General features: G+C 73.2%; 19 protein-coding genes. 7 read left to right on the top strand and 12 right to left on the bottom strand.

From position 1 onward, the window contains the following. Nucleotides 1-33 precede the first annotated feature (33 nt). Nucleotides 34-717, bottom strand: coding sequence for a response regulator (locus ACFW3L_RS04485; RefSeq protein WP_378736305.1), 684 nt, complete (start codon nucleotides 715-717; stop codon nucleotides 34-36). Beyond that, entirely contained in the window at nucleotides 714-1,967 is a 1,254-nt protein-coding gene (locus tag ACFW3L_RS04480) for a sensor histidine kinase (RefSeq protein ID WP_378736303.1), read from the bottom strand. Before ACFW3L_RS04480 ends, ACFW3L_RS04485 begins: the two co-directional genes overlap by 4 nt. A 246-nt stretch (nucleotides 1,968-2,213) precedes the next feature. Between ACFW3L_RS04480 and ACFW3L_RS04475 the strand changes: the two genes are divergently transcribed. Together ACFW3L_RS04475 and ACFW3L_RS04470 are read left to right on the top strand one after the other, a co-directional pair. Continuing rightward, nucleotides 2,214-3,689, top strand: coding sequence for an amino acid permease (locus tag ACFW3L_RS04475; protein ID WP_378736301.1), 1,476 nt, complete (start codon nucleotides 2,214-2,216; stop codon nucleotides 3,687-3,689). Nucleotides 3,690-3,897: 208 nt separating this feature from the next. Continuing rightward, nucleotides 3,898-4,440, top strand: a complete 543-nt coding sequence (locus ACFW3L_RS04470; RefSeq protein WP_378736299.1) for a hypothetical protein — start codon at nucleotides 3,898-3,900, stop codon at nucleotides 4,438-4,440. Nucleotides 4,441-4,537: 97 nt separating this feature from the next. On the opposite strand, the gene ACFW3L_RS04465 is transcribed toward ACFW3L_RS04470, so the two are convergent. The 7 genes from ACFW3L_RS04465 to ACFW3L_RS04435 form a co-directional block, all read right to left on the bottom strand. Further along, entirely contained in the window at nucleotides 4,538-6,199 is a 1,662-nt protein-coding gene (locus tag ACFW3L_RS04465) for a hypothetical protein (RefSeq protein ID WP_378736297.1), read from the bottom strand. A gap of 152 nt (nucleotides 6,200-6,351) precedes the next feature. Further along, nucleotides 6,352-7,599: a site-specific integrase gene (locus ACFW3L_RS04460; RefSeq protein ID WP_378736295.1), complete on the bottom strand. Its 1,248-nt coding sequence runs from the start codon at nucleotides 7,597-7,599 to the stop codon at nucleotides 6,352-6,354. A gap of 58 nt (nucleotides 7,600-7,657) precedes the next feature. Continuing rightward, complete coding sequence (locus tag ACFW3L_RS04455) at nucleotides 7,658-8,188, bottom strand: hypothetical protein (protein ID WP_378736293.1); 531 nt, start codon at nucleotides 8,186-8,188, stop codon at nucleotides 7,658-7,660. A 10-nt stretch (nucleotides 8,189-8,198) separates the two neighbouring features. Beyond that, nucleotides 8,199-8,522: a hypothetical protein gene (locus ACFW3L_RS04450; RefSeq protein ID WP_378736291.1), complete on the bottom strand. Its 324-nt coding sequence runs from the start codon at nucleotides 8,520-8,522 to the stop codon at nucleotides 8,199-8,201. 328 nt (nucleotides 8,523-8,850) lie between these two features. Beyond that, entirely contained in the window at nucleotides 8,851-12,438 is a 3,588-nt protein-coding gene (locus ACFW3L_RS04445) for a TM0106 family RecB-like putative nuclease (protein WP_378736289.1), read from the bottom strand. A 266-nt stretch (nucleotides 12,439-12,704) separates the two neighbouring features. Beyond that, nucleotides 12,705-13,439: a septal ring lytic transglycosylase RlpA family protein gene (locus tag ACFW3L_RS04440; protein ID WP_378736287.1), complete on the bottom strand. Its 735-nt coding sequence runs from the start codon at nucleotides 13,437-13,439 to the stop codon at nucleotides 12,705-12,707. Nucleotides 13,440-13,657: 218 nt separating this feature from the next. Beyond that, nucleotides 13,658-14,836, bottom strand: coding sequence for a protein phosphatase (locus tag ACFW3L_RS04435; protein WP_378736285.1), 1,179 nt, complete (start codon nucleotides 14,834-14,836; stop codon nucleotides 13,658-13,660). Nucleotides 14,837-15,017: 181 nt separating this feature from the next. On the opposite strand from ACFW3L_RS04435, the gene ACFW3L_RS04430 reads away from it, so the two are divergent. Further along, nucleotides 15,018-15,911 carry an ADP-ribosylglycohydrolase family protein gene (locus ACFW3L_RS04430; protein ID WP_378736283.1) on the top strand — a complete coding sequence of 298 codons (894 nt, stop codon included), beginning with the start codon at nucleotides 15,018-15,020 and terminating at the stop codon, nucleotides 15,909-15,911. A gap of 9 nt (nucleotides 15,912-15,920) precedes the next feature. On the opposite strand, the gene ACFW3L_RS04425 is transcribed toward ACFW3L_RS04430, so the two are convergent. After that, nucleotides 15,921-16,547 carry a hypothetical protein gene (locus tag ACFW3L_RS04425; protein ID WP_378736281.1) on the bottom strand — a complete coding sequence of 209 codons (627 nt, stop codon included), beginning with the start codon at nucleotides 16,545-16,547 and terminating at the stop codon, nucleotides 15,921-15,923. A 333-nt stretch (nucleotides 16,548-16,880) separates the two neighbouring features. On the opposite strand from ACFW3L_RS04425, the gene ACFW3L_RS04420 reads away from it, so the two are divergent. Continuing rightward, the gene (locus tag ACFW3L_RS04420) at nucleotides 16,881-17,357 is read left to right on the top strand and encodes a DUF6194 family protein (protein ID WP_378736279.1); all 477 of its coding nucleotides are present in this window, start codon (nucleotides 16,881-16,883) and stop codon (nucleotides 17,355-17,357) included. A 34-nt stretch (nucleotides 17,358-17,391) separates the two neighbouring features. Here ACFW3L_RS04420 and ACFW3L_RS04415 read toward each other — a convergent pair whose 3' ends face one another. After that, the gene (locus tag ACFW3L_RS04415) at nucleotides 17,392-17,787 is read right to left on the bottom strand and encodes a winged helix-turn-helix transcriptional regulator (protein WP_378736277.1); all 396 of its coding nucleotides are present in this window, start codon (nucleotides 17,785-17,787) and stop codon (nucleotides 17,392-17,394) included. A gap of 88 nt (nucleotides 17,788-17,875) precedes the next feature. Here ACFW3L_RS04415 and ACFW3L_RS04410 point away from each other — a divergent pair, with 88 nt between their 5' ends. The 3 genes from ACFW3L_RS04410 (at nucleotide 17,876) to ACFW3L_RS04400 (ending at nucleotide 19,919) form a co-directional block, all read left to right on the top strand. After that, entirely contained in the window at nucleotides 17,876-18,022 is a 147-nt protein-coding gene (locus ACFW3L_RS04410; protein WP_378736275.1) for a hypothetical protein, read from the top strand. An 11-nt stretch (nucleotides 18,023-18,033) separates the two neighbouring features. Beyond that, nucleotides 18,034-18,672: a DsbA family oxidoreductase gene (locus ACFW3L_RS04405; RefSeq protein ID WP_378736273.1), complete on the top strand. Its 639-nt coding sequence runs from the start codon at nucleotides 18,034-18,036 to the stop codon at nucleotides 18,670-18,672. A 119-nt stretch (nucleotides 18,673-18,791) separates the two neighbouring features. Continuing rightward, on the top strand, nucleotides 18,792-19,919 hold the full coding sequence (locus ACFW3L_RS04400; protein ID WP_378736271.1) for a hypothetical protein: 1,128 nt from the start codon (nucleotides 18,792-18,794) through the stop codon (nucleotides 19,917-19,919). 63 nt (nucleotides 19,920-19,982) lie between these two features. Here the strand turns inward: ACFW3L_RS04400 and ACFW3L_RS04395 are convergent, their stop codons facing one another. Continuing rightward, on the bottom strand, nucleotides 19,983-21,602 hold the full coding sequence (locus ACFW3L_RS04395; protein WP_378736270.1) for an OmpA family protein: 1,620 nt from the start codon (nucleotides 21,600-21,602) through the stop codon (nucleotides 19,983-19,985). Between the last annotated feature and the right edge of the window lie 46 nt (nucleotides 21,603-21,648).

Genomic DNA, 21,648 nt, shown 5'->3' with positions numbered 1-21,648 from the left:
GATTGCCGAAAGTAACAGTGTTGTTGCTGAGTGTTAGTGGTTTCGTGGGTGTGTCGTGGGTTTCGGGGGGCGGGTGCCGGGTCGGATGAGGCCGGAGTCGTAGGCGGCGATGACGGCCTGGGTGCGGTCGCGGACGCCGAGTTTGGTCAGGGTGTTGGATACGTGGGTTTTCACGGTCTGGATTCCCAGGTGGAGGTGGGTGGCGATCTCCGCGTTGGTGAGTCCCTGGGCGATGAGGGTGAGGGTCTGGGCTTCGCGTTGGGTGAGGGTGGACACGGCGCGGGCGGCGGGTGTGGGGTGGGCGGGTTGGGTGGCGGCCAGGGCGCGTAGGGCGGTGGGGAAGAGCAGGGTGTCGCCTCGGTGGGCGAGGCGGACGGCGGCGAGGATCTCCTCGGGTGGGGTGCGTTTGAGGAGGAAGCCGTGGGCTCCGGCGCGCAGGGCTCCCCACACGTGGTCGTCGTTGTCGAAGGTGGTGACGACGATGACGCGGGGCGGGTGGGGGGTGCGTTGGAGGGTGTGGGTGGCCTGGATGCCGTCGAGGCCGGGCATGCGCACGTCCATGAGGACGAGGTCGGGGCGGGTGCGGCGGACGAGGTCGGGGACGTCGGCGCCGTCTGCGGCCTGGCCGGTGACCTCCATGTCGGGTTCGGCGTTGATGAGGGCGGCCAGGCCGGCGCGGATGAGGGGTTCGTCGTCGACGAGGTTGATGGTGATCACGGGTGCTGTTTCCAGTTCAGGTGGAGGGTGAGGTGGAAGTGGGTGGTGGTGGGTGCGGCGGTGAGGGTGCCGCCGATGAGGTGGGCGCGTTCGCGCATGCCCTGGAGGCCGTGGCCGGAGTTGCGGCGGCGGGGCAGGCGTGGGGTGGTGGGTGGCAGGGGGTTGGTGATGGTGAGGGTGAGTGCGCCGGGGGTGGTGTCCAGGGTGAGGGTGAGGGGTTGGTGGGGTGCGTGGCGTAGTGCGTTGGTGAGGGCTTCCTGGGCGATGCGGTAGGTCTCGCGGGAGAGCAGGGCGGGGACGGGGGTGGTGTCGCCGCTGATGTGGCAGGTCAGGTCGGTGCCGGTGTGGTGGGTGGCCTGGGTGAGGTGGGTGAGGTCGCCCAGGTCGGGTGGGGGTGTGCGGGGGGTGGTGGTGTTCTCGCGCAGGAGGCCGAGGGCGTGGTCGAGGTCGGCGGTGGCGGTGCGGGCGGTGTCCGCGATGTGGGTGAGGGCCTGGCGGGCGAAGTCGGGGTTGGTGTCCAGGAGACGGGCGGCGGTGGCGGCTTGGAGGGTGACCACGGACAGGGCGTGGCCGAGGGAGTCGTGGAGTTCGCGGGCCAGGCGGTTGCGTTCGGCGAGGCGGTGGGCGTGGGCGTGGGCGGCGTGCAGGCGGTCGGTGGGGGTGGGGCCGAGCAGGTGGGGTGCGGCTCTGGCGAGGAGGTGGCCGGTGAGGGCGAGGGCGTAGATCAGGGCCAGGACCCAGGCCAGGGCGAGGAGGGGTCCCCAGGCGGGGTGGGTGAGGTGGCCTTGTCCGTAGAGGGTGAGGGGGCCTTGGGAGATGGGGTGGGGTGCGGGGTTCAGGGGTGCGGCGGCCAGGAGGGCGGCTTCGGTGAGCAGGGTCATGGTGGCCAGGCTGGCGGCCATGCCGACGATGAGGTGCAGGTGGAGCCAGAGGGTGGTGCGCCAGCGGCTGGTGGTGGGGGTGTGTGGCAGTGGGGTGAGCAGGGCGCGGGCGAGGTGGAGTTGGCCGGTGCGGGTGGCGGGCAGGAGTGCGGTGGCGGTGATGAGGGCGGTGCCGATGAGGAGGGTGAGGGGGAGGGTGGCGGGTGTGGGGGTGTTGGTGCGTGTGATGAGGGTGCTCAGGACGAGGGAGGCCATGAGGTAGGGCGTCAGGAGTGCGCCGCCGATGACGAGGTAGGCCCAGCGTTGGTGGGTGCGGGCGCTGACCAGGGGGTGCAGTGCCCGGGTCAGGGTGGTGGTGAGGTGGCGCATGGGTGGATGGTGGCACGTCGGGGTGGGCGGGCGCTTCCCTCTGGGGTGGGAGTGCGTTGGGGCGGGGGGTGTGGGGGTGGGCTGCCTCACTTTTGTTGGTTCATGGGTTGTTTGGCGGGGTCAGTGGGAAAGGTGCTCGAGCTTGCGTCCTAGGGTGGGGCCGTGACAGGCAGTGAGACGTCGCCCCCGGAGGCGACACATACGGACGACGGGTCGGGGCTGGCGCATTCGCTGCGCCGCCGACACATGACACTGATCGCGATCGGCGGGTCGGTGGGTGCGGGGCTGTTCATCGGCTCCGGTGCGGTGATCCAGACCGCGGGTCCGGCGGCGGTGGTGTCCTACGCGCTGGCCGGGGCCCTGGTGTTCCTGACCCTGCGGGCGTTGGGTGAGATGGTCGTGTCGGTGCCGGCCGGGGGGTCGTTCTCCGACTACGCCCGGTTGGCGTTCGGTCCCCGGGCGGGGTTCGCCATCGGGTGGCTGTACTGGTGGATGTACGCGGTCCTGGTGGCGGCGGAGTCGGTGGCGGGGGCGGCGATCCTGAGCCAGTGGGTCGAGGGCGTGGCTCCCTGGGCGCTGGCCCTGGTCGTGCTGTTGACAATGACGGTGGCGAACCTGATCTCGGTGCGGGTCTTCGCCGAGACCGAGTCCCTGTTCTCGCTGGTCAAGGTCGCGACGATCGTGGCGTTCCTACTGGTGGGAGGTTTGTACGCGCTGGGGCTGTGGAGTGGCGCGGAAGGGGCGACCTTCGCGCACCTGTGGGACCTGGGCGGGTTTGCGCCCAACGGTTGGGTGGCGGTGCTCGGTGCGACGGTGGTGGTGCTGTTCGCCTTCGGTGGCGTGGAGATCATCACGATCGCGGCGGGTGAGAGCGCGGAGCCGGAGCGGGGTGTGGCCTCGGCCATCACGAACGTGCTGTGGCGTATCGGTCTGTTCTACGTGGCCTCGATCCTGGTGGTGGTGATGGTCGTGCCGTGGAACTCCACGGATCTGGACCGTAGCCCCTTCGTGGTGGTCATGGAGACGGTGGGTATCCCCGGTGCGGCGCTGATCATGGAGATCGTGGTGCTGATCGCGGTGCTGAGCGTCCTCAACGCCGCCATGTACACGTCCTCGCGGATGTTGTTCATGCTGACCCGTCAGGGGGACGCACCCAGGGTGCTGCGGGGGACGAGCCGTCGTGGTGTGCCGGTGCGGGCGATCCTGTTGGGCACCGTGGTGGGGTACGCCGCGGTGGTCGCGGACTACCTGTTCCCCGGTCAGGTGTTCGCGTTCCTGGTGGCTTCCATCGGTGCGATCCTGTTGGTGCTGTTCCTGACCATCTGTGCTTCGCAGCTGGTGGTGGGGGCGCGGGTGCGGCGCAACGCGCCCGAGCGGATCACGTTGCGGATGTGGGGTTTCCCCTACCTGACGTGGGTGACGTTGCTGGGGTTGGTGGCGATCTTCGTGGCCATGGCGACCCTGCCCGAACACCGTCAGGCGTTGTGGGCGACGGTCGCGGCCGTGGTGGTGGCGGTGTTGGCCTACGAGGCGCGCCGCGTGTTCGGTGCCTCCCCGCCGAGCCGCCGGGTGCTGGGGGTGGACGGGCGTGCGACGCCCGAGGAGTTGGACCGGGTGGCCGGAACCGGCGCGGTGGCGGCCGCGGGCGGGTCCGAGGGCCGGGAGGGGTCCGGTGACGGGGACGCGGCGGCCGAGGATGAGGGTCACTCCCCCGGCCGGTGATCGGGACCGGTTTCCTGGCGGGTCGCCGTGGCGTCGTCCCCCGTGTGGGGGGCGGCGCCACGGCGCGTTCCGGGGGTGTGGGGGCGGGTCGAGGGGTGGGAACGGGCAGATGACGATCCGATGTCCGGGATGCCCCATTTTGTGGTTATGGTGCCGAACTCCGTTTTTGTCGCTATGGTGCTGCGCAACCCCTGAGAGGAGCACCCCCGTGCGACATTTCGTCGGCTTCCTGTCGGGCCTGTTGTTGGGCCCGGTCCTACTTCTGGTGACTGGATGGGCGTTCGCTCACCTGCGGGGCCTGAACGCGGTGCAGGCCAGCGCGCTGCAGGGCACCGGCCCCGTGGCGCTGGCCGGACTGGTGGGCGTGGGCCTGCTGGTGGCCCTGGTCGCGGTTCCACCGCGCCTGACCCCGATGCTGCCCTTCTCCGCCGCCCTGGTCCTGGGCGGCGCGACCGCCGCCGCCCTGGTGCGCATGCACCTGCTGGAGCGGCTGCCGGTCCTTCCCGGTGTGGAGGGCGCCCTGACGCTGCTGCCCCTGGGTGTGTTCGTGCCCCTGGCGCTGGTGTTGGCGGCTCCGGTGTTCGTCGGCGCCCGCTGGGTCCGCGACGACGAGGACGGTCCCACCAAGGAGGAGTACTTCGAGGGCCTCTACGACGAGGGCGAGGGAGACGGTCGGCCTCGCTCCAGCGCGACCCGCTCCGAGCCGGTCCCGGCCCACCACGAGCCCCGACACCGTCTGGAGGACGCCTGAGGGCCGCGGCCGCCCCTGAACACGGTGGGGCCCGGGAGAGCACGCTCTCCCGGGCCCCACGGCGTCGCTGCGTGGTACGCGGTCCCCTGGGGCGCTCTCAGCGCCAGGCCGGACCCCAGCCCGAGCTCTGGGAGACCCCGCGCGGCATGCGGGGCAGCCCGGTGGGGGTGGTCGCGGCAGGCGCGGCCCCGGGGGCCCGGTCCCGCTCCGCCGGCCCGGCCGGGCCGGCGGTCGAGGGAGCGGCCCGCTCCCCCTCCTCGGGCTGGTCGGCCACGCCCTCCGTCGCGGGGGCGCCGGAGCGCGCGTGCGTCCGTGGGGCGCGGTCTTCCTCACGCGGGTCCGGGTCGGAGCTCCCCCGTTGTTCGGGGTGGTGCGGGCCGCTGCCGTCGTCGTCGGCGTCGATGAGGTCGGGCTCCCAGGGCTCGACGGACGGCGCGGGCCGGTCGGGCAGGGCGTCGACGGGAGCGGTGCCGTCTCCGTGTCCGGTGGTGGGCAGTGCGGTCGAGCGTGGTGGAGCGTCCACGAGTCCGGTGGTGCTCACGGTCGCGAGGTCGGGCGCGGCGGGTTCCTCGACCGGGTCGCGGTGGTCATCGTCCTCGGTGCTGACCCGGGGGACGAAACCGCGTACGCGCTGGGCCTCGGAGGCGGGGGTGTGCAGGACCACGGGTTCGGGCAGGGGCGTGTGGTCCTGGGCGTCGGGGTCGGGGATGGCGGGTTCGGCCGGGGCCACCCGCTTCCACCACAGGGAGGCCTCCTCGGTGTCGAGTTCGGAGTCCACCTCCAGCCAGGCGCGTACGTGGGGCAGGCGGCGTCCGGCGTTCCAGGAGCGCGGGTAGGGCTGTTCGTCCAGGACCAGGACGTGTTCGCCGTCGATGGTGGGGATCTCGGCGGGTACGCCCTCGTTCCAGACCCAGGCGCCGTCGTGGGCGACGAGGTTCCACCAGCCCCACACGGTCTGGGCGGCCGGGTCGACGGGGCCGTCGCGGAAGGAGGCGGTCCAGCGCGGGTCGGGGGCGTCTCCGGGCAGTCCCTGGCCGTGGGGGCCGATGAGGGCGTCCGCGAGCAGGGTGTGGAGTTGGAAGTTGTCGCTGACGCCGTCGAAGCGGACGCGGAAGGCGCGGCCGGAGGCGCGGTCCATGACCAGGGCGGAGGAGGTCTCGGCCATGCGCAGCAGGGAGCGGACCTCGTCGAACTCGTCGAGGTGGTCGCTGAGCTGGTGGGCGATGGCGACGAGTTCGGTGTGTGTGGAGGGGTCGTTCCGGGTGTGGGCGCGGACGCTGGGCTCCCCCAGCATGGTGCGGGCGGCCAGGCCGTGGCGGCGGATGGTCCACCAGCACATGGTGGCGGCGGGGGCGTCGGGGCCCAGGTCGGCGGCCACGCGTGCTTCGGCGTCGGCGGTAACGGCGTCGGGGTCGGGCGGGGGGCCGCCGCCGGTGCGTTCCCAGGCGCGGACGAAGACGATGGCGCCCCTGCCCATGGTGCGCAGACGGTGCAGGATCTCGACGCCCGCGGGGCCGGGGTCGGTGCCCATCTCGACCAGGGCTCCGGCGACGACGGACAGGTCGGCGATGATGCCGGGGGCCGCGTGGTCTCCGGACAGGAGCGGGGTGAGGGCCTCCAGGGCCAGTTCCCGTTCGGAGGCGGGGATCTGGGAGGCGAGGAGGTAGACCTTGTGGACGGCGGGTGGGAACTGTTGGGGGTCGGTGGCGACGGAGGCGTCGATCAGTTCTTGGAATGCCGCGCGAAACTCGTCGACCATGGGACCGTCCCCTTTCTCACGCAACCAACCTAATGTCTCATCAGGGAAGGATCGCACTTTAACGGGTTGTATCTGGCGTTGCTGGTGGGTTTGTTGGTGTTTCGAGATGAGCGGGTGTCCGTTGAGTCGCAGCTCACACGCCCTGGGTGGGCTCACAGGCCCAGTCGGGTGACCGCGTTGTCCTCCAGTGGGTTGGCGGTGCGGATGTAGTCGTGGACGGTCTGGGCGTTGGTCCACCGTCCCTGCCGCATGATCTCGCGGTCGTTGGCCCCGCCCAGCGCGGCCTGGGTGGCGAACCCGGCTCTGAGGGAGTGACCGCCGAAGTCGTCGGGGTCCAGCCCGGCCCGTTCGGCGTAGCGTTTGACCAGGTTGCCCACGGACTTGGGGGTCATGGCCCTGTCCGCCACACGTCCGTGCCGGTCCACGGCGGGCAGCAGCGGCCGCCCGGTGCCGTCGGCCAGCTCCAGACGGGTCAGGTCCTGGCAGGAGTGGGCCGGGGCGGCCTCGGGGGCCCGGGGACGTTCGAGCCAGGCGCGCACCGCCTCCGCTCCCCCGTCGCGGTGCACCACCACCAGCGCCGACCAGTCGGCCACCGCGCACACCGGGCAGGTCAGGCGGTGACGGCCCCGGGGCAGCGCCACCCGTTGGTGGGCCCGGCCCTCCTGGTCGGTCTTGGTCGCCCACAGTGACGCCACCAGGGTGGGCGCCCCGGAGGCGGCGTCGGTGCGCAGCTCCAGGTCGTCGAAGCTCAGCCCGGCCAGCTCCGAGCGGCGCAGCGCCCCGGCGAAGCCGGTGAGCAGCAGCACGGCGTCGCGCCTGCGGGCCACTCCCCCGGGATGGCCTTCGGCCGGGCGCACCGCCAGCATCGACTCCAGGGTGCTCAGCACCACGGGGGCCTTACGGCGCGGGCGGGCCCTGCGGGTGCGGCGGATGCCGCGCAGGGTCATCCTGACCACCTCGGCGCGGGTGGGCGAGTCCAGACCGTGGGCGCCGTGCACGGCGGCGATGGCGGCCGAGCGGCGCTCCAGAGTGGAGGGCGAGAACGCCCAGGTGGTGCCGTCCTCACCCCGTTGCTCGGCGCAGGCGGCGAGGTAGACGGCCACGTCCACGGGGTCGGCGGGCAGGGAGGTGCGCTGTTCGGTCAGGCACCAGGCGCCGAAGGAGGTCCAGTCGGCGCGGTAGGCGCGCAGGGTGGCCGGGGACTGGGCGTTGGTCAGGTACCGGCCCAGGGTGTGCGCCTGCTCGGTGTCGAAGCGCTCACGCACCCGTTCCAGGGCGCGGGTGTCCACCAGGACGCTCTGGTCCAGGTGCTCCAGGCGCGAGCGCACGGTGGAGGGCAGGGCGATCTCGGCCCGGGGCTCGGGTGTCAGGGAGGGGTCGGTGGTGTCCACGGGTTCCATTGTGGCCCGGGTGGGGGCCCGGAGGTGGCAGGCGGGGCGGGCGTACGGGCAAGGGGTGTCAGCCGAACAGGTGGGTGGTGAGCGCTCCCCACAGCTCGACCGGGGAGACGGTGAGCAGGAGCAGCCCCACCGACAGGGCCAGCGCGACGGTGAAGGAGATCGCCGCCATCCTACGGCGCAGCACGGCGGCGGTGATCGCTCCCACGGCCGGGACGACCCAGGCCATGACCAGGAACCAGATCAGGGCGGTGCCGATGGCGCGCACCGCCTGGGCCTCCTGCTCGGCGAGCAGCCCCGGGTCGGGCACCGCGCCGGGGTCGATCGGGTCGGCGGTCATGTCGAAGGCGTTGAGCCCGGCCAGGAGCAGGGCGAGCAGGGCCAGCGGGCTGCCCAGGGCCCACAGCGACCACAGCAGGACCCACAGGGCGGTGATCCTGCGGTCGGGCGGGTCCGCGACCGTGACGGGGGTCCGGCTCACGGGGCGCTTGTCCGGGGTGTGCCCGGGTTCGACACGGCCCGCCTCGGGGGTCGGGTTCTGCTCGGACGACCCCTGGGCGGGCTTGCGGCGGTTGCGTTTCTTGGGTGACACCCCCGGGAGCCTACCCGGCCAGACCGGCCAGGTGGATGACCACGACGAACACCACGGGCCAGATCAGCAGCGCCAGCGACCACAGGGCGGCCCTGCGGTCCCCCGCCACGGTGGCCACGGCCGCGGCCAGGAAGGGCAGGCCCACGGCCGCGCCGAAGGCCAGGGTGAACCACTCGGCGGCCGAACCGGCGTGGGAGTCGGCGTCGACGCCCATCAGGTAGCCGAAGGGGCCCAGGGCCAGCGCGAGCAGCGCCAGGACGATGACGACGACACGGATGCCGGTGGGGTGGCGGGTGTTGCGGCCACCGCCGGAGGAGGAGGGACGTTCAGACACGGGGGCCGTGGTGCCTTTCGAGAACGGTGGCGGGCCGGGGCGGCGTGGCCCACCAGCGGGTGTGGGGGTGGGCTGGGTCGTGTTCACCGGTGCGGGGGCGAGGCCGGGCTGGCCGTGGCCGTGCCGCGCGACCCGGTGGGCGCGGGCTCGGAGGAGCCTGGCAAAGCATCCGCGGAACACTCCCTCGTGGCGCACGCCGTGGCCAGCGCTCGCGAGGCGCTGGGCGCTCGCGGGTCGGGCGTGGTGTGCTCCCTAAAACGTACTCCACCTGGGGGGTGTCCGAAACCCTGGGGCGTCGGCGTGTGGGGTGGTTCTCATGGTGAGGGAGTCACTGTTGGGGCCAGGGTCGGGCGGCGCCGACCAGTCCGGTGAAGGCGGCCAGCAGGCGGAGTTCGTCGATGGTGCGCGGGGCGGTGGTGAGCAGGTCGGGTGAGTGCACCACCAGGGCCAGGACCTGGGCTCGGGAGAGGGCGACGTTGAGCCGGTTGCGGTCCAGGACGAAGGAGGGGCCGCGGCTGGTCTCGGCGGCGTCGGAGGTGGTCATCGAGCACAGGACGGCGGCGGCCTCCTGGCCCTGGAACTTGTCGACCGTGCCCACGCGGACGCCCTCCAGGGCGGGGGTGTCGTGTTGGGCGTGGGCCAGGGCCTGGCGCAGGGTGCGCACCTGGAGGTTGTAGGGGGCCACGACGAGGATGTCGTGGCCGGTGAGGGGGCGGGGGCCCTGGTCGGGGTCAGTGGTGACCCGTTCGGTGACCAGGTGGCGGGCGGCGGCCACCACCGCCTCGACCTCCTCGGGGCTGTGGGTGGTGCGCCCGGTGTGGTGGACGGGCAGGGTGTACACGCCCGGGGTGAGGGCGCTGGGGGCGGTGGGGGTGCCCAGGGTGCGGTGGGCGGTGGAGGGGTGGGCCTGGAGGCGGCCCTGGTAGGACAGGTCGGAGACCGGCGCGCACACGTGGGGGTGCATGCGGCGGGTCTGGTCGAGGAAGTAGCCCAGGGCGGGGTCGATGATGGCGTCCGCGCCCATGAGGTGTTGCAGGGCGGAGGCGTCGGCGCCCTCGGTGTGCACTCCCTGGACGACCTGGGGCAGTTGTTGGGGGTCGCCGAGCAGGACGAGGTTGTGGGCCGAGGCGGACACCGCGAGGGTGTCGGCCAGGGCGAACTGTCCGGCCTCGTCGATGATGAGCACGTCGAGCGGGTCAGCGATGGTGTCGGCGCCGGACAGGCCCCAGGCGGTGCCGCCGATGAGGACGGGTTGGCCTTGGGCGGCGCGTTTGGCGCGCCAGTTGGCCAGGACCTTCTGGCTGGAGGGCTGTTCCCAGGGGGCGTCGGGGTCCTTCCGGCCGCCGCGCGGGCGTTTGGCGGCGGCCACTTCCAGGCCCTGCTGGTCGGCGGCGCGCAGGGCGGCGGCCATGACGTTCTCCACGGCCTTGTGCCCGGTGGAGCACACTCCGACGCTGCGGCCCTCCTTGATCAGGTGGGTGATGAGTTGGGCGGCCAGGTAGGTCTTGCCGGCGCCGGGCGGTCCCTGGACGGCGAGGTAGGAGTGGTCCAGGCGGTCGACGGCGGTGATGGCGGCGCTGATGAGGTCGCCCTGGTCGGGGGCGGGCAGCGGGCCCGGGGGGTGCAGGCGCGGGGGCAGGCGGCGCAGGACGTCCAGTCCGGGGTGGTGGGGCCACTCGGGCAGGCCCGCCACGGCGGTGTGGGCCACGCTCTCCAGGGCGCCGTCCTTGGGTTTGGGGTCCACCGGGGAGCCGGGCAGGGCCGCGACGGGGGCGCGGGAGACGGTCTCGTCGGGGTGGGCGGTCTCCACCAGGGTCAGGGCGTCGGGTTCGGCGCGGGTGACGGTGGCGGGGTGGGTGGTGGCGGCCTGGCCGGGGGCTCCGGGGTGGAGCAGGTGGACGCTCTCTCCGGTGGTGAAGGGGTTGGGGTGGGCGCGGTCCAGGCGCATGGACACCTCGCGGCGGGCCTTGGTGCGCCTGCCGGTGGGCTCCTCCCACTCCCCCACGTGCACCTGCCAGGGAACCGCGCAGTTGCTGTCGGTCTCCAGGTCCTGCAGGGGTGCGCTCTGGCGTTGGAAGTGTTCGCGCCAGGGCGGGGTGTTCTCGCGCTGGTAGTAGCCGACCAGGGCGGCCAGGGAGGCTCGGGGCTGGTCCTGCGGGGTGCGCTCGTCGGGGTCGGAGGGCACGTGTTCGAGGAGGGGTCGGGTCAGGGCGGCGTGGCGGGCGGCCTTCTCCGCGCGTTTGCGGGCGCGCTCGGCCTCCTCCTCGGTGAGTTCGAACTGGATGAGGGGCCGGTCGGTGATGCCCTGTGCGGTGCGGTGGCCCTCCAGCCAGTCGCGCAGGCGGGCGGTGGAGTGGCAGTCGTCGCGGTTGTAGGCGGCGATGTCGGCCAGGATCCGGTCGGCCTCGGCGGTGTCTCCGGCCTCGTGCGCGGCCAGGTAGGCGGCGTAGGCGTCGATGCTGGAGGCCGCGGTGGTGACGCCGCCGTCGCGGGAGGAGTCCAGGTAGAGGGGTTCGAGGTACTTGATGGAGTAGGAGCGCTGGGACACGCGCAGGCTCTTGCGGACCACGGTGAACAGGTCCACGAGCCGGTTCTCGCGCAGGAGCCGGTCGACCTCCTCCTCGCGGGTGTCGAACTCCGCGCTCAGGTGTTTGAGCCGGTCCACCTCGTAGGAGGCGTAGTGGTAGACGTGCGCGTTCTCGTCGGCGTCGACCCGCGCGGTGACGAAGTCGACGAAGTCCTCCAGGGCCTGCTTCTCCTGGGCGCGGTCGTGGGCCCAGAAGGCGTGGAAGGTCTCGTGTCCGTCGGTGTCCTCGGTGGTGGCGCCGAACAGGTACTCCAGGCCGCGTTCGCCCTGGCGGGAGTGGTAGGGGTAGCCCTCCATGTCGAAGAAGACGTCGCCGGGGCTGGGGGCGGGCAGGGTGGCCAGGCCCTCGGGTGAGAACACCTCGGCGGTGACGGTGCCCTGGGGATTGGCGGGGGTGCGGGTGGTGTCCTGGCGGACCTGGAGGGCGGCCTGGGCGCGCAGTTGGTCGAAGGAGCGGCGCGGCAGGGTGGTGGGGCGGGCGTCGTCGGGTGCGCAGGCCAGGGCGTCGATGGTGTCCAGGCCCGCGTCGCTGAGTTTGGTGGCCTGGTCGGTGCGCAGCCCGGCGACCAGGGACAGGTGACGGGCGGCGGTGCGGCCTTGGGAGCACCAGGTGTTGTAGCCGCAGCCCTCGCAGGCGGGGCGGGGCTGGCCCCAGGTGGGGGCGGGCAGGGCGGGTTCGGTGGCCAGGTGGGCCAGGAGGCGTTCGGTGATGGTGGTGAGGATGGGGGTGAACTCGGCGGTGGGCAGCGTGTGGGTGTGCTGGTCGCCGGTGAGCAGGTGCATGTGCTGGGGGGCGTGGCCGTGCAGGACGGTCACGGCCTGGGCGTAGGCGGCGAGCTGGACCACGGCGGCGGGTCCGGGTCGGCGGGCGAGTTTGGTGTCCCAGGGTTCGTAGGTGTGGGGGGTGGTGGCGTCGGGGCGGGGGTGGCCGGTGGCGGGGTCCAGGTCGGAGCGGATGAGGAAGTCGGCGCGTCCGTGGAAGGCGACGGTGTCGGTGAGGGGGTGGTGGAAGGAGGCCTGGTAGATGACGGGGGCTCCGGCGGCCATGGCCTCGGCGGTGGCTCGGGCGGCCTGGGCCAGGGAGTGGTCGTCGGCGGTGGGGGGTTCCACGCGTACGAGGTCGTCGCCGAACAGGGCGGTGAGGCGGTCGAGTTCGGCCTTCTCGTGGAGGTCGCCGTGGTGGGCGACCAGGGCGTCGACCTCTTCGGGGTGGGGTGCGCCGGGCACGTGGGCGGCGAGCGCGCTCTTGAGGGCGCTGCGGTGGTCGCACTCCAGTGTGTCGACGAGGTCGGTGGGCGAGACGACCCAGCCGGTGGTGGTGCGGAACAACGCCCGACTCCCCTTGGTGTTGTGGTGCCTGCGGTGTGGGTGGTGGGGATTGTGCCATGCCGTGGCGACGTGCGGGGCCCCGTGCTCGCTGGTGGGCGGCCTGGGGTGGGGCGTGTGGTGGCCCCGGTGGGGGGAGTCTACGCGGGGTCGACGATGTGTGGGGGTTGGTCGGCCCAGGTCAGCGGGGTGTCGGGGGTGAAGACGGCGGCGCGCCCCGCACCGGTGGGGTGCGGGGCGCGCCGGACGTGCCGTCGGGGGGTGTGGGCCTACCCGACGACCTCCCAGGCGACGGTGCCCACACCGGCGCCGGTGCCGATGATCTCGTCGAAGGCGGCCGTGGACAGGTCCAGGCAGCGTCCGGCGATGAAGGGGCCGCGGTCGTTGATGCGGACTGTGACCGACTTGCCGTTGTTGGGGTTGGTCACCTTCACCATGGTGTCGAACGGCAGCGTCTTGTGCGCGGCCGTCATTCCGTAGGTGTCGAAGGTCTCCCCGCTGGCGGTGGTGGCGCCGTGGAAGCCGTCTCCGTAGAAGGAGGCCTCGCAGGTGCCGCCCTCTCCGGTGCCCTCGCCCCCGCTGGAGCCACCGGTCTCACCCGAGGGTGCCTCGGGCGCGGTGGTCTCCTCCTCTTCGGGCTCCTCGCGGATGTCGGAGCCGGAGGCGGTCAGGGCCTGGGGCGCGGCGGCCTGGGTGCGGTCCTGGTCGTCCTCGGCCTGGGCGGTGTCCTCCTCGGGCTCCTCCACGACCAGCGTCTGGGGCTGGGCCCGCGGGATGCCCGCGGCGTTGGTGGCGGTGTCCGGGTCGGCGCCGGAGATGAGGACGGCCGCGGCGGCGGTGCCGCCCACGACCAGGGTCAGACCAGCGGCGGAGGCCACGACCAGGGCGCGCTTGCGGCGCGAACGCGAGCGCGCGGCGGCCAGGCGGGGGCCGACGACGGGTGCGGCCTCGGTGGCCGCCTCATGGTCGTCGGCGGGTGGTATCTGGGGCTCGTTTGTGCCCACAACACAGTCCTTCGAACGGGAACAGGGGCGTGGCGGTGACCTCCCGGCACGGCGGCCGTGGGAGGCGCGGTGCGCCGGGTGGTGCGGGCCCCGCAAGCGGGTGGAGCCGAGCACGGGAGACAGCGGGGACCGCCGGTGGCTTGGCACGGGGTCCGGGCGCAGAGCCTAGGGGTAACGCGAGGGTAACGGTACCGGAAAGGGCCGGTTTGTGGAACTTATCACCCACTGATATGGGATGTCCGCAGTTCCGGTCGGCGCGGAGGGAGCCCCTGGGGAAAGAGCCTGGTCAGCGGGTCGGGCAGGTCCAGGCCGCTGAGCTCGGCCACCGCCTGGGACAGGGTGGGGTTGTCCAGGTGCCCGCCCACGGTGGGGATGAGGGCGGCCATGGCCTCCAGGGGCGGGGCACCCAGGGTGGCGACCGCGTAGCGGGCGGCCACCGCCGGGGTGCGGGAGGCGCCCGCCCAGCAGTGCAGCAGCACCCGTTTGCCCTCGGCGCGCAGCGCGGCCACGGCTGAGGCGGCCTCGTCCAGGGTGAAGTGGAGGTTCGGGTTGCGGCCCGGGGTGTCGTGCAGCCACACCCGGACCCAGTCCGGACCGGCCAGGTGGGGGGCGTCCTCGGGGTGCGTGCGGCACAGGGAGACGGCCGCGTCCACCTCCTCCGGGCGGGTGCGCAGGTAGTCCAGGTTGCCGAGCAGGACCTGGGGGTCCAGGGGGTGGGGCACGGCGAAGGGCGGCAGGCGCAGTTCGGGCCGGTCCCGGATGGGCAGCTGGGGCCAGCGGTCGGGGTGGGAGCCGTTGAGGGACACCAGGGCGGTGGTGGTCAGCGCGTGCGGGTCGGTGTGTTCGCTGAGCCTGCGCACGGCCTGGAGCGGCAGGGCCGAGGTCCCCCACCGTGCTCCGGCCAGCGCTCCGGTGTACATCGCGGCCAGGTCCCCGTGCGAGTGGTAGGCCGCCCACACCGCGTCCACCAGGTGGGCGCAGGAGAACGCGCCCCGGGCGGGGCCGTCCGCGGGGTGGGGGGTGCGGGTCAGGGCCCGCCAGGACGCCCCGAGCGGGTCGTCGTTGGCGGTGTGCTCCAACACGGGTTCGCCGGCGGAGACCGCTCCGGTGAGGACCAGCGAGCGCAGCGCCCGCACCCACGCGGTGGAGACCGGGTCCGTTCCCGGGGACGAGGGGGCCGCGCGCAGGGCGGTGCGGACCAGGTGGGCCAGGGTCTCGGGGCCGGTGCCGTCCGGCACGTGCGGGGAGGCGGTGGTGGCCGCGGCGGCGAAGCGCTGTGCCGGGCCCGTGGGCGTGCCGACCAGGGCCGCGGCGGCCACGGCGCCCAGGAGGGAGCCGACGGCGCGGTCGTGTGAGGGTTCCTCGACGGGGCGGGAGTGGGTGGGTGCTGGCCACACGGCTGTCCTGTCCGGAGTGGGGTCGGGCGGGGCCCGGGCCCCGAGGGGGCGGGGCCCACCGGGGGTCTTCCCTGGAGAGGTGTGCCCCGCACACGCCTTGCCGGTTGTGGCCACGCCGGTACCCGGGCCCGGGGCGGGGACGTGGACAGGGGGCGCTGTGATGGTCAGGATGGGAGGTGTTATGCACACCATCGACGTCGCGCGCCCGGTGCGCGCCCTGGCCTCCCTGACCGCACTGTCCGTGGGCGACGCCTTCGGCTCCCAGTTCTTCGTCCCCGACAACCGGCCCCACCTGGTCGACCGGGAGCTGCCGCCCGGTCCCTGGCAGTGGACCGACGACACCGAGATGGCGGCGTCGGTCTACGCCGAGGTGCGGCGCGGCGCGGGGCTGGACCCCGACCGGTTGGCGTCCTCCTTCGCCCGCCACCACGACGTCGACCGGGGATACGGCCTGGCCACGGGGCGGATGCTGCGCCAGGTGCGGGAGGGCGGTGACTGGCGGTCGCTGGCCTCGGAGCCGTTCGAGGGGGCGGGGTCCTTCGGGAACGGGGCGGCGATGCGGGTGGCGCCGTTGGGCGCCTGGTACGCCGAGGACCTGGACGAGGTGGCCGCTCGGGCCGAGGCGAGCGCGCGGGTGACGCACACCCACCCCGAGGCGGTGGACGGGGCCGTGGCGGTGGCGTTGGCGGCGGCCCTGACGGCGCGGCGCGAACCGTTGGGTGCGGGCCCCTATCTGGACCGGGTGGTGGAGCGCCTGCCCCGGGGGCGGGTGCGTGAGGCGGTACGGGACGCCCGTGCCCTGCTGATCACCACCGATCCGATGGGGGTGGCCCGGGAGCTGGGCAACGGGTCGCGGGTCAGTGCCCTGGACACGGTGCCGTTCGCGCTGTGGGTGACGGCCCGACACCGGTCGGGGCTGGCGTCGGCGCTGTGGGCGACGGTGGCACCGGGCGGCGACACGGACACCACGTGCGCGATCGTGGGGGGTGTGCTCGGCGCGGGGCTGCCCGTGGGGGCGCTGCCCCGGGAGTGGGTGGAGCGCACCGAGGCCCTGCCCGCGTGGGCGTTGGGCTGAGTCCTCGTGTCAGGGCCCCGGGGCGGGCGGGTGGAGGAGTCGTTGGCGGTGGCGCGCGCGGCGCACGGCGGTGACGACGACCAGGGTCAGCCCGCCCGCGATGCCCAGGGCCGGGAGGAACAGCAGTGACCCCAGCGCGCCGAAGAGCCCGGTCACGAGGGTGCCGGTGCTCTGCGCGCCGGGGGCGATCCCGAAGCGGACGTCGTCGGCGGCCCGGCAGGTGAGGGAGTACTCCCCCGGTTCGGTGAGGGTGACCATGCCGATCATCGCCCAGGACCCGTTCTCGTCCTCCACCTGGTGGTTGAAGGTGGGGTAGCTGAAGGCGGGTCGGCGGCCGTCCGGGGCGGTCAGGGCGCAGGCGGTGTGGTCCACGCCCCGGGGTGAGCCGTACAGCAGCCAGCCCTGTTCGGTGTGGTCGGGGTCCTGGACGGTGAAGGTGGCGCTCTGGGAGCCGTGGGTGCTCGCGGCGAAGTCGGGCAGGGCGACGGCACGCACGAGCAGCAGGGCGAAGAGGACGGCCCCGGCGGCCAGGGACAGGGGGACGAGTGCTCCGCCCACCCAGTACCAGGCGCGGGAGGGGCGCAGGCGCCGGGGGTCCACGGGGGGTCGTCCGGGGCGCGGGTTCGGTGCGGCCATGCGGTGAGTGTCGCATGGGTGACCTGCGGTTCCCCAGGTGTTTGGCGGGTTCTTGGGTGTGTGGTGCCCGTTCCGTGGTCGGGCGGCGGGGCGCGTCCTCGGCGGGGGTCGGTGGCCGGTGGCCGTTCCGGGGGTGGTGCGCGCCGTGGTGGCCCGGCCTCCCGGGGTGTGGCAGTCGGGGGCCGGAGGACGGTTCAGCCGGGATTTGAGGGATGGCGTCCGGGTGATTCCTTCGCACTGCGGGTTTCTGACGAAAAGTCTCACAGAGCAGTTGAATGACACACTTGAAGGGTGGTGGTCGCGGGGATCACCCGGACTCCGTGAGGGGGCGCGATGGACCAGGCCGAGGTCATCCGGTACGTGACCGGGTTGGGTGAGGTGGACGTGGAGACCGCGAGTCGGGAGAGCGGGGCGCCGGAGGTCGCCTGGGGCGACTCGTTCGTCCTGTACGACCCGGACGGCCGGGCTCGCGAGCGTGCCGGCTTCACCCCGTTCGCGACGGTGGTGACCAAGGACTACCCGGGCTTCGACACCGACTCCGACCTGGACCGTCCCGGGGTGTTCCGGGTCAACGTCGCGGTGGGGCGGGCGCTGTTCGAGGAGGTGGTGGGGCACTCCCCCGCCGCGCACGCCGAACACCGGCGAGGGTTCGACTTCACCGAGCTGGACCGGCTCCTGCCCCACCCGGTCCACGCCACCCAGGGGTGGGTGTCGGTGCTCAACCCGGGGCCCCGGACCGCGGAGCGCACGCGTGAGCTGCTGGCTCTGGCCAGGGAGCGCGCCGCCGCCCGGTACCGCCCCCGGCGTTGAGGGTCGGCGCCCCGCCCGTCGCGGGGGGCGGGGTTCAGCCGTTCGCTCGATCGTGGCGCTCGCGCGCCGCGCGGACCTCCTCGCGGTGTTCCTGGGCCCAGCGGTCCAGGGCGGTGAGCGGTGCGAGCAGCGTGTGTCCGAGGTCGGTCAGCTCGTAGTCCACGCGCGGGGGGACGGTGGCGTGCGCGGTGCGCTCCACCAGACCGTCGCGCGCCAGGGCGCGCAGGGTGAGGGTGAGCATGCGCTGGCTGATCCCGTCGATGGCGCGGTGCAGTTCGCCGTAGCGGTGCGCGCGCTGGCCGAGCAGGACGATGACGAGCACGCTCCACTTGTCCCCGACCCGGTCCAGGACCTCGCGGACCGGGCAGTCCTCGGGGTCCTGGGTGAGGTCGCGTTCGGTCAGGGGCACAGGGGTGTTCGTCACGAACATGAGAGTTCCTTCTTGAGTCCGTTCTGTCCTGCCTGCATACTCACTGATCAATAGGTTACGCACAAGAAGTATGTGAGGAGTGGTGGGTGTGAGCGAGTCGCGGAGCGCGCCCGAGCCGGTGCCGGTGGCCGAACCGGACGGGGACGGGGTCCCCACACCCCTGCCCGTGGTCGGTGGCCTGGTGACGTTGGGTTCCGAGGACGCACCCGCGTGCTCGGACGGAATCTGCCTCTGAGAGGGACGTTCGTGCAGATCGAAGTATGGTCCGACATCGTGTGCCCGTGGTGCTACATCGGCAAGCGACGCCTGGAACGGGCCCTGGCGGGGTTCGAGCACGCCGAGGAGGTCGAGGTCGTCTGGCGCAGCTTCCAGCTCGACCCCGGTTTCCCGCGCGGGGTCAGTGAACCGGTCCTGGACTCCCTGGCCGCGAAGATGAACGCCACCCCCGAGCAGGTGAGGGCGATGACCGGGCAGGTCCGGGAGGTCGCCGCGCAGGAGGGGCTGCACTACGAGTTCGACGGCGCCGTCATGGTCAACACCTTCGACGCCCACCGACTCACCCACCTGGCCAGGGAACGGGGCCTGGGTGGTCAGGCGCACGAGCGCCTGATGCGCGCCCAGTTGGTGGAGGCCCGCGACCTGGGCGAGGTGGACACCATGGTGGAGCTGGCCGTGGAGATCGGCCTGGACGCCGCTGAGGCCCGCTCCGTCCTGACCGGTGACGCCTACACGGCCGAGGTCGAGGACGACATCCGTACCGCGCGGGCCCTGGGCGCCACCGGGGTGCCGTTCTTCGTGGTGGACCGTGCCTTCGGTGTCTCGGGGGCGCAGCCGTTGGAGGTCTTCTCCTCGGCGCTGGAGAAGGCCCACGCCCAGAGGGCCTGAGCCCGAAGGCGTGTCTCCCCCCGACGGGGGAGGCCCCTCACCCCTGTTGGGGAGGTGCGGACGGGGGCGCCGGAGGAGGGTGGGTGTGAAGGTTCGTCCCACCCCCGAAGGAGCCGGTCATGTCCGCCCCACCCACCCGCGTCCACTCGCGTCTCCCCTTAGCGCCCTTCTGGGCGGCGCTGGCATGGTCGGCCGTCGCCCTCGGCCTGGCCCTGGGCTGGCTGGCCGGTGTGGTGCCGCCCGGGCTCTCCGAAGCGGAGGCGTTCGGAACGCTCCACACCGCCGGCAACGTGGGGGTGACCACCGCGGTGAGCTGCGTGGTCGGCGCTGTGGGTGTGGCCCTGGCCCTGCTACTGCCGCGCGGGACCGCACCGCGCCTGCTGGAGTCGCTGACCTGGGCCCTCGTCGCGGTGCTGCTGCTGTTCTACGTCGAGTCCACCCTGCTGGTGTGGCTGGGCTACAGCCTGATCATGCCGGTGGTGGTCTGGGCGGAGCCGGCGCTGGGGGCGGCCTACGTCGCCCACACCCTCTCCCCCGGGCTGCTCCACGTGCTGTTCTTCGCGCTGGGTGCGGGGATCTGGGTGTGGGCGGCGCTGGCCCACCGCCGAGGGCGGCGACAGGGGTGCGCACGGTGCGGCCGCGCCCCGGCGTGGACCCCGGAGCTCGAACGCTCCCTGCGCGGGCGTGCCCTGCGTGTGGGCAGGGTCGCGGTGGCCTGTGCGTTCGTGCTGGCACTGCTCTACCCGGCCCTGCGCCTGCCGTGGCTGTTCGGGTACTCGATGGGCCTGCCCGCGGAGCGGTTCGCTCAGATCTCCGCGGACCCCGGCGCGATCATGGTCGGGGTGGGGCTGGGGTCGGCCGGTGTGGCGGGCGCGGTCCTCATGCTCGGCCTCGTCCAGAGGTGGGGGGTGCGCTTCCCCCGCTGGACGGTGGGACTGTCCGGGCGCCGGGTCCCGGTCTCCCTGGCCGTGCTCCCGGCGGGGCTGGTGGCGATGGCGCTGCTGGGGCTGGGACGCGGCGTCCTGGTGCGGACCTGGCAGATGGGCGGGATCGTCCCCGGGGAGGAGACGCACACGTTCGTCTTCGGGAGCATGCCCCTGTGGGCCGTCGCCCTGGCGGTGGCCACCGTGGCCTACGCGGTGCGTCGGCGCGCCGAGTGCGGGGTGTGCGGGCGGGGCCTGCCCGAGACCTGGCCCGTGCCGGTCCCCGCGAGGCCGCGGGCGCGCTCCGGGTCGCCGGTGGGCTGAGACCCGGACGCGGCGCCGCCCCGCTCCCCAGGGCCGGGGGCGGGGCGGCGCCGCGTCGTGGGCCTACTGGACGGGGACGCCGGGGATCTCTCCGAAGGCGCCCGCGTACAGGGTCATCTCCCCCACTTCCGGGCCGGGGGCGGGGAAGACCGCCAGGGCCAGGTACTCCTCGCCCGGGGAGAGCGTGAGGATCTCGTCCGCGAAGTCCTCGTACTCGCCCTCACCCGCGCGGATGCGGATCACGTACCGGATCACCCCGGTGCCGGGCTCCTCCAGCCGGAAGCCGCCCATGGTGCCCTCGGTGTACTGCTGGGGGCTGCCGGGCAGGGACGCCTCGTCACCCTCCAGGTCGGCTTCGAGGTCGGTCAGGGTGGAGTTCTGGAAGCCCACCATCTGGAACAGGTAGGCGCCGTCGCGCACCATCGGGTACACGTTCAGGTCGAGGTCCTCGTGGGCGACGGTGGTGAACGGGTCCAGTTCCTCGAAGTAGGGCGCCGGGGGGCCGACGTGGCGCGTGGCGGTGTCCAGCCCGCCACCGCCCTCGGTGCCGTTGTCGGCCATGGGGACCTCGTAGGAGAACTCGACGCGCCGGTTGCGGGCGCGGGCCTCCTCGTCGTCGTCCCCGCCCTCCTCCGCGAGCAGCTCCTCGGCGCCCCGGCCCTCGGTGGTCAGGGTGAAGTCCGCGCCCAGCTCCTCCTCCAGCAGGGCGCGCACGGCCTCGGCGCGTTCCTCGGACAGGGTCTGGTTGTAGCCGTCCGCGCCCTTGCCGTCGGTGTGGCCGACGACGGTGATCGCCACGTCCTCGCCGAGGTTCTCGCGCAGGGACTGCGCGGCCTCCCTGATGGTGTCCACAGCGGCGTCGGTGGGGTCGGACTCGTCGAACTCGAACATGCCGTCCGCGTGCAGGGCGATGACCTCCTCGTCGCCCGCGCGGGTGGTGGAGGCGGTGGCGCCGTCCACGAAGCTCTCCATGGACTGGACGAACCCGGTGGTGTCCAGGCCCGGCTCCGGCGGGGTCTCCGGGTAGACGATCTCGTCCTCGGGCAGGTCCTGCTCGATCACCCAGGTCTCGGGGTCGACGTAGTCGTGGACGTCGGGTTCGGGCAGCGGGGTGAACTCGTCGACGTAGGTGACGGGGACCCCGGGCACGTGTCCCGCGGTCAGTCCGGTCAGGGTGAGGAACTCCACGTCCTCGCTGGGCGCCGGGAAGTACCGGCGGATGGGCGCGGGCAGCTGTTCGTGGATGGGTACGAGGTCGCTGCCCTCGATGAAGTAGCTGCCGTAGGGTTCGCCGTGCCCCTCGTCGGTGATGGGGAGCAGGACCTCGCCGGAGACCGGGTCGACCAGGCGCAGGGGCGCTCCCGCGTAGGAGACGTCGTCGCCGTTGATGAACTCCAGGATCTCGCGGCTGAAGTCGAGCATCAGGTACTCGCCGTCGTTCTCCAGGGCCTTGACGGTGGTCTCGACGGCGACGTCGTTGCCGCCCTCGACGAACATGCGCCCCTGGCGGACGAAGGGGAGTTCGACGTCCTCGGCGGTGACCTGTGCGGTGGTCTCCTCCGATGCGGCGGGCTCCTCCTCGCCTTCGCTGGAGGTCAGGTCGCGGACCAGGCCGCAGGAGCTGAGGGTCAGGCTCAGGGCGATGACGGCGCCGGTCACGCCCAGGGCTCGTCGGTTCGTCACGCCTGGGGCTCGATGGGACATGGTTCGGGGGACTCCCTCGGGGTGG

Origin of the sequence: Nocardiopsis sp. NPDC058789 (genome assembly GCF_042745575.1) — a bacterium.
GTDB classification, from domain to species: domain Bacteria; phylum Actinomycetota; class Actinomycetes; order Streptosporangiales; family Streptosporangiaceae; genus Nocardiopsis; species Nocardiopsis eucommiae.
Note: the sequence above shows the minus strand (reverse complement) of the source record. Positions and strands in the feature narration are given on the sequence as shown.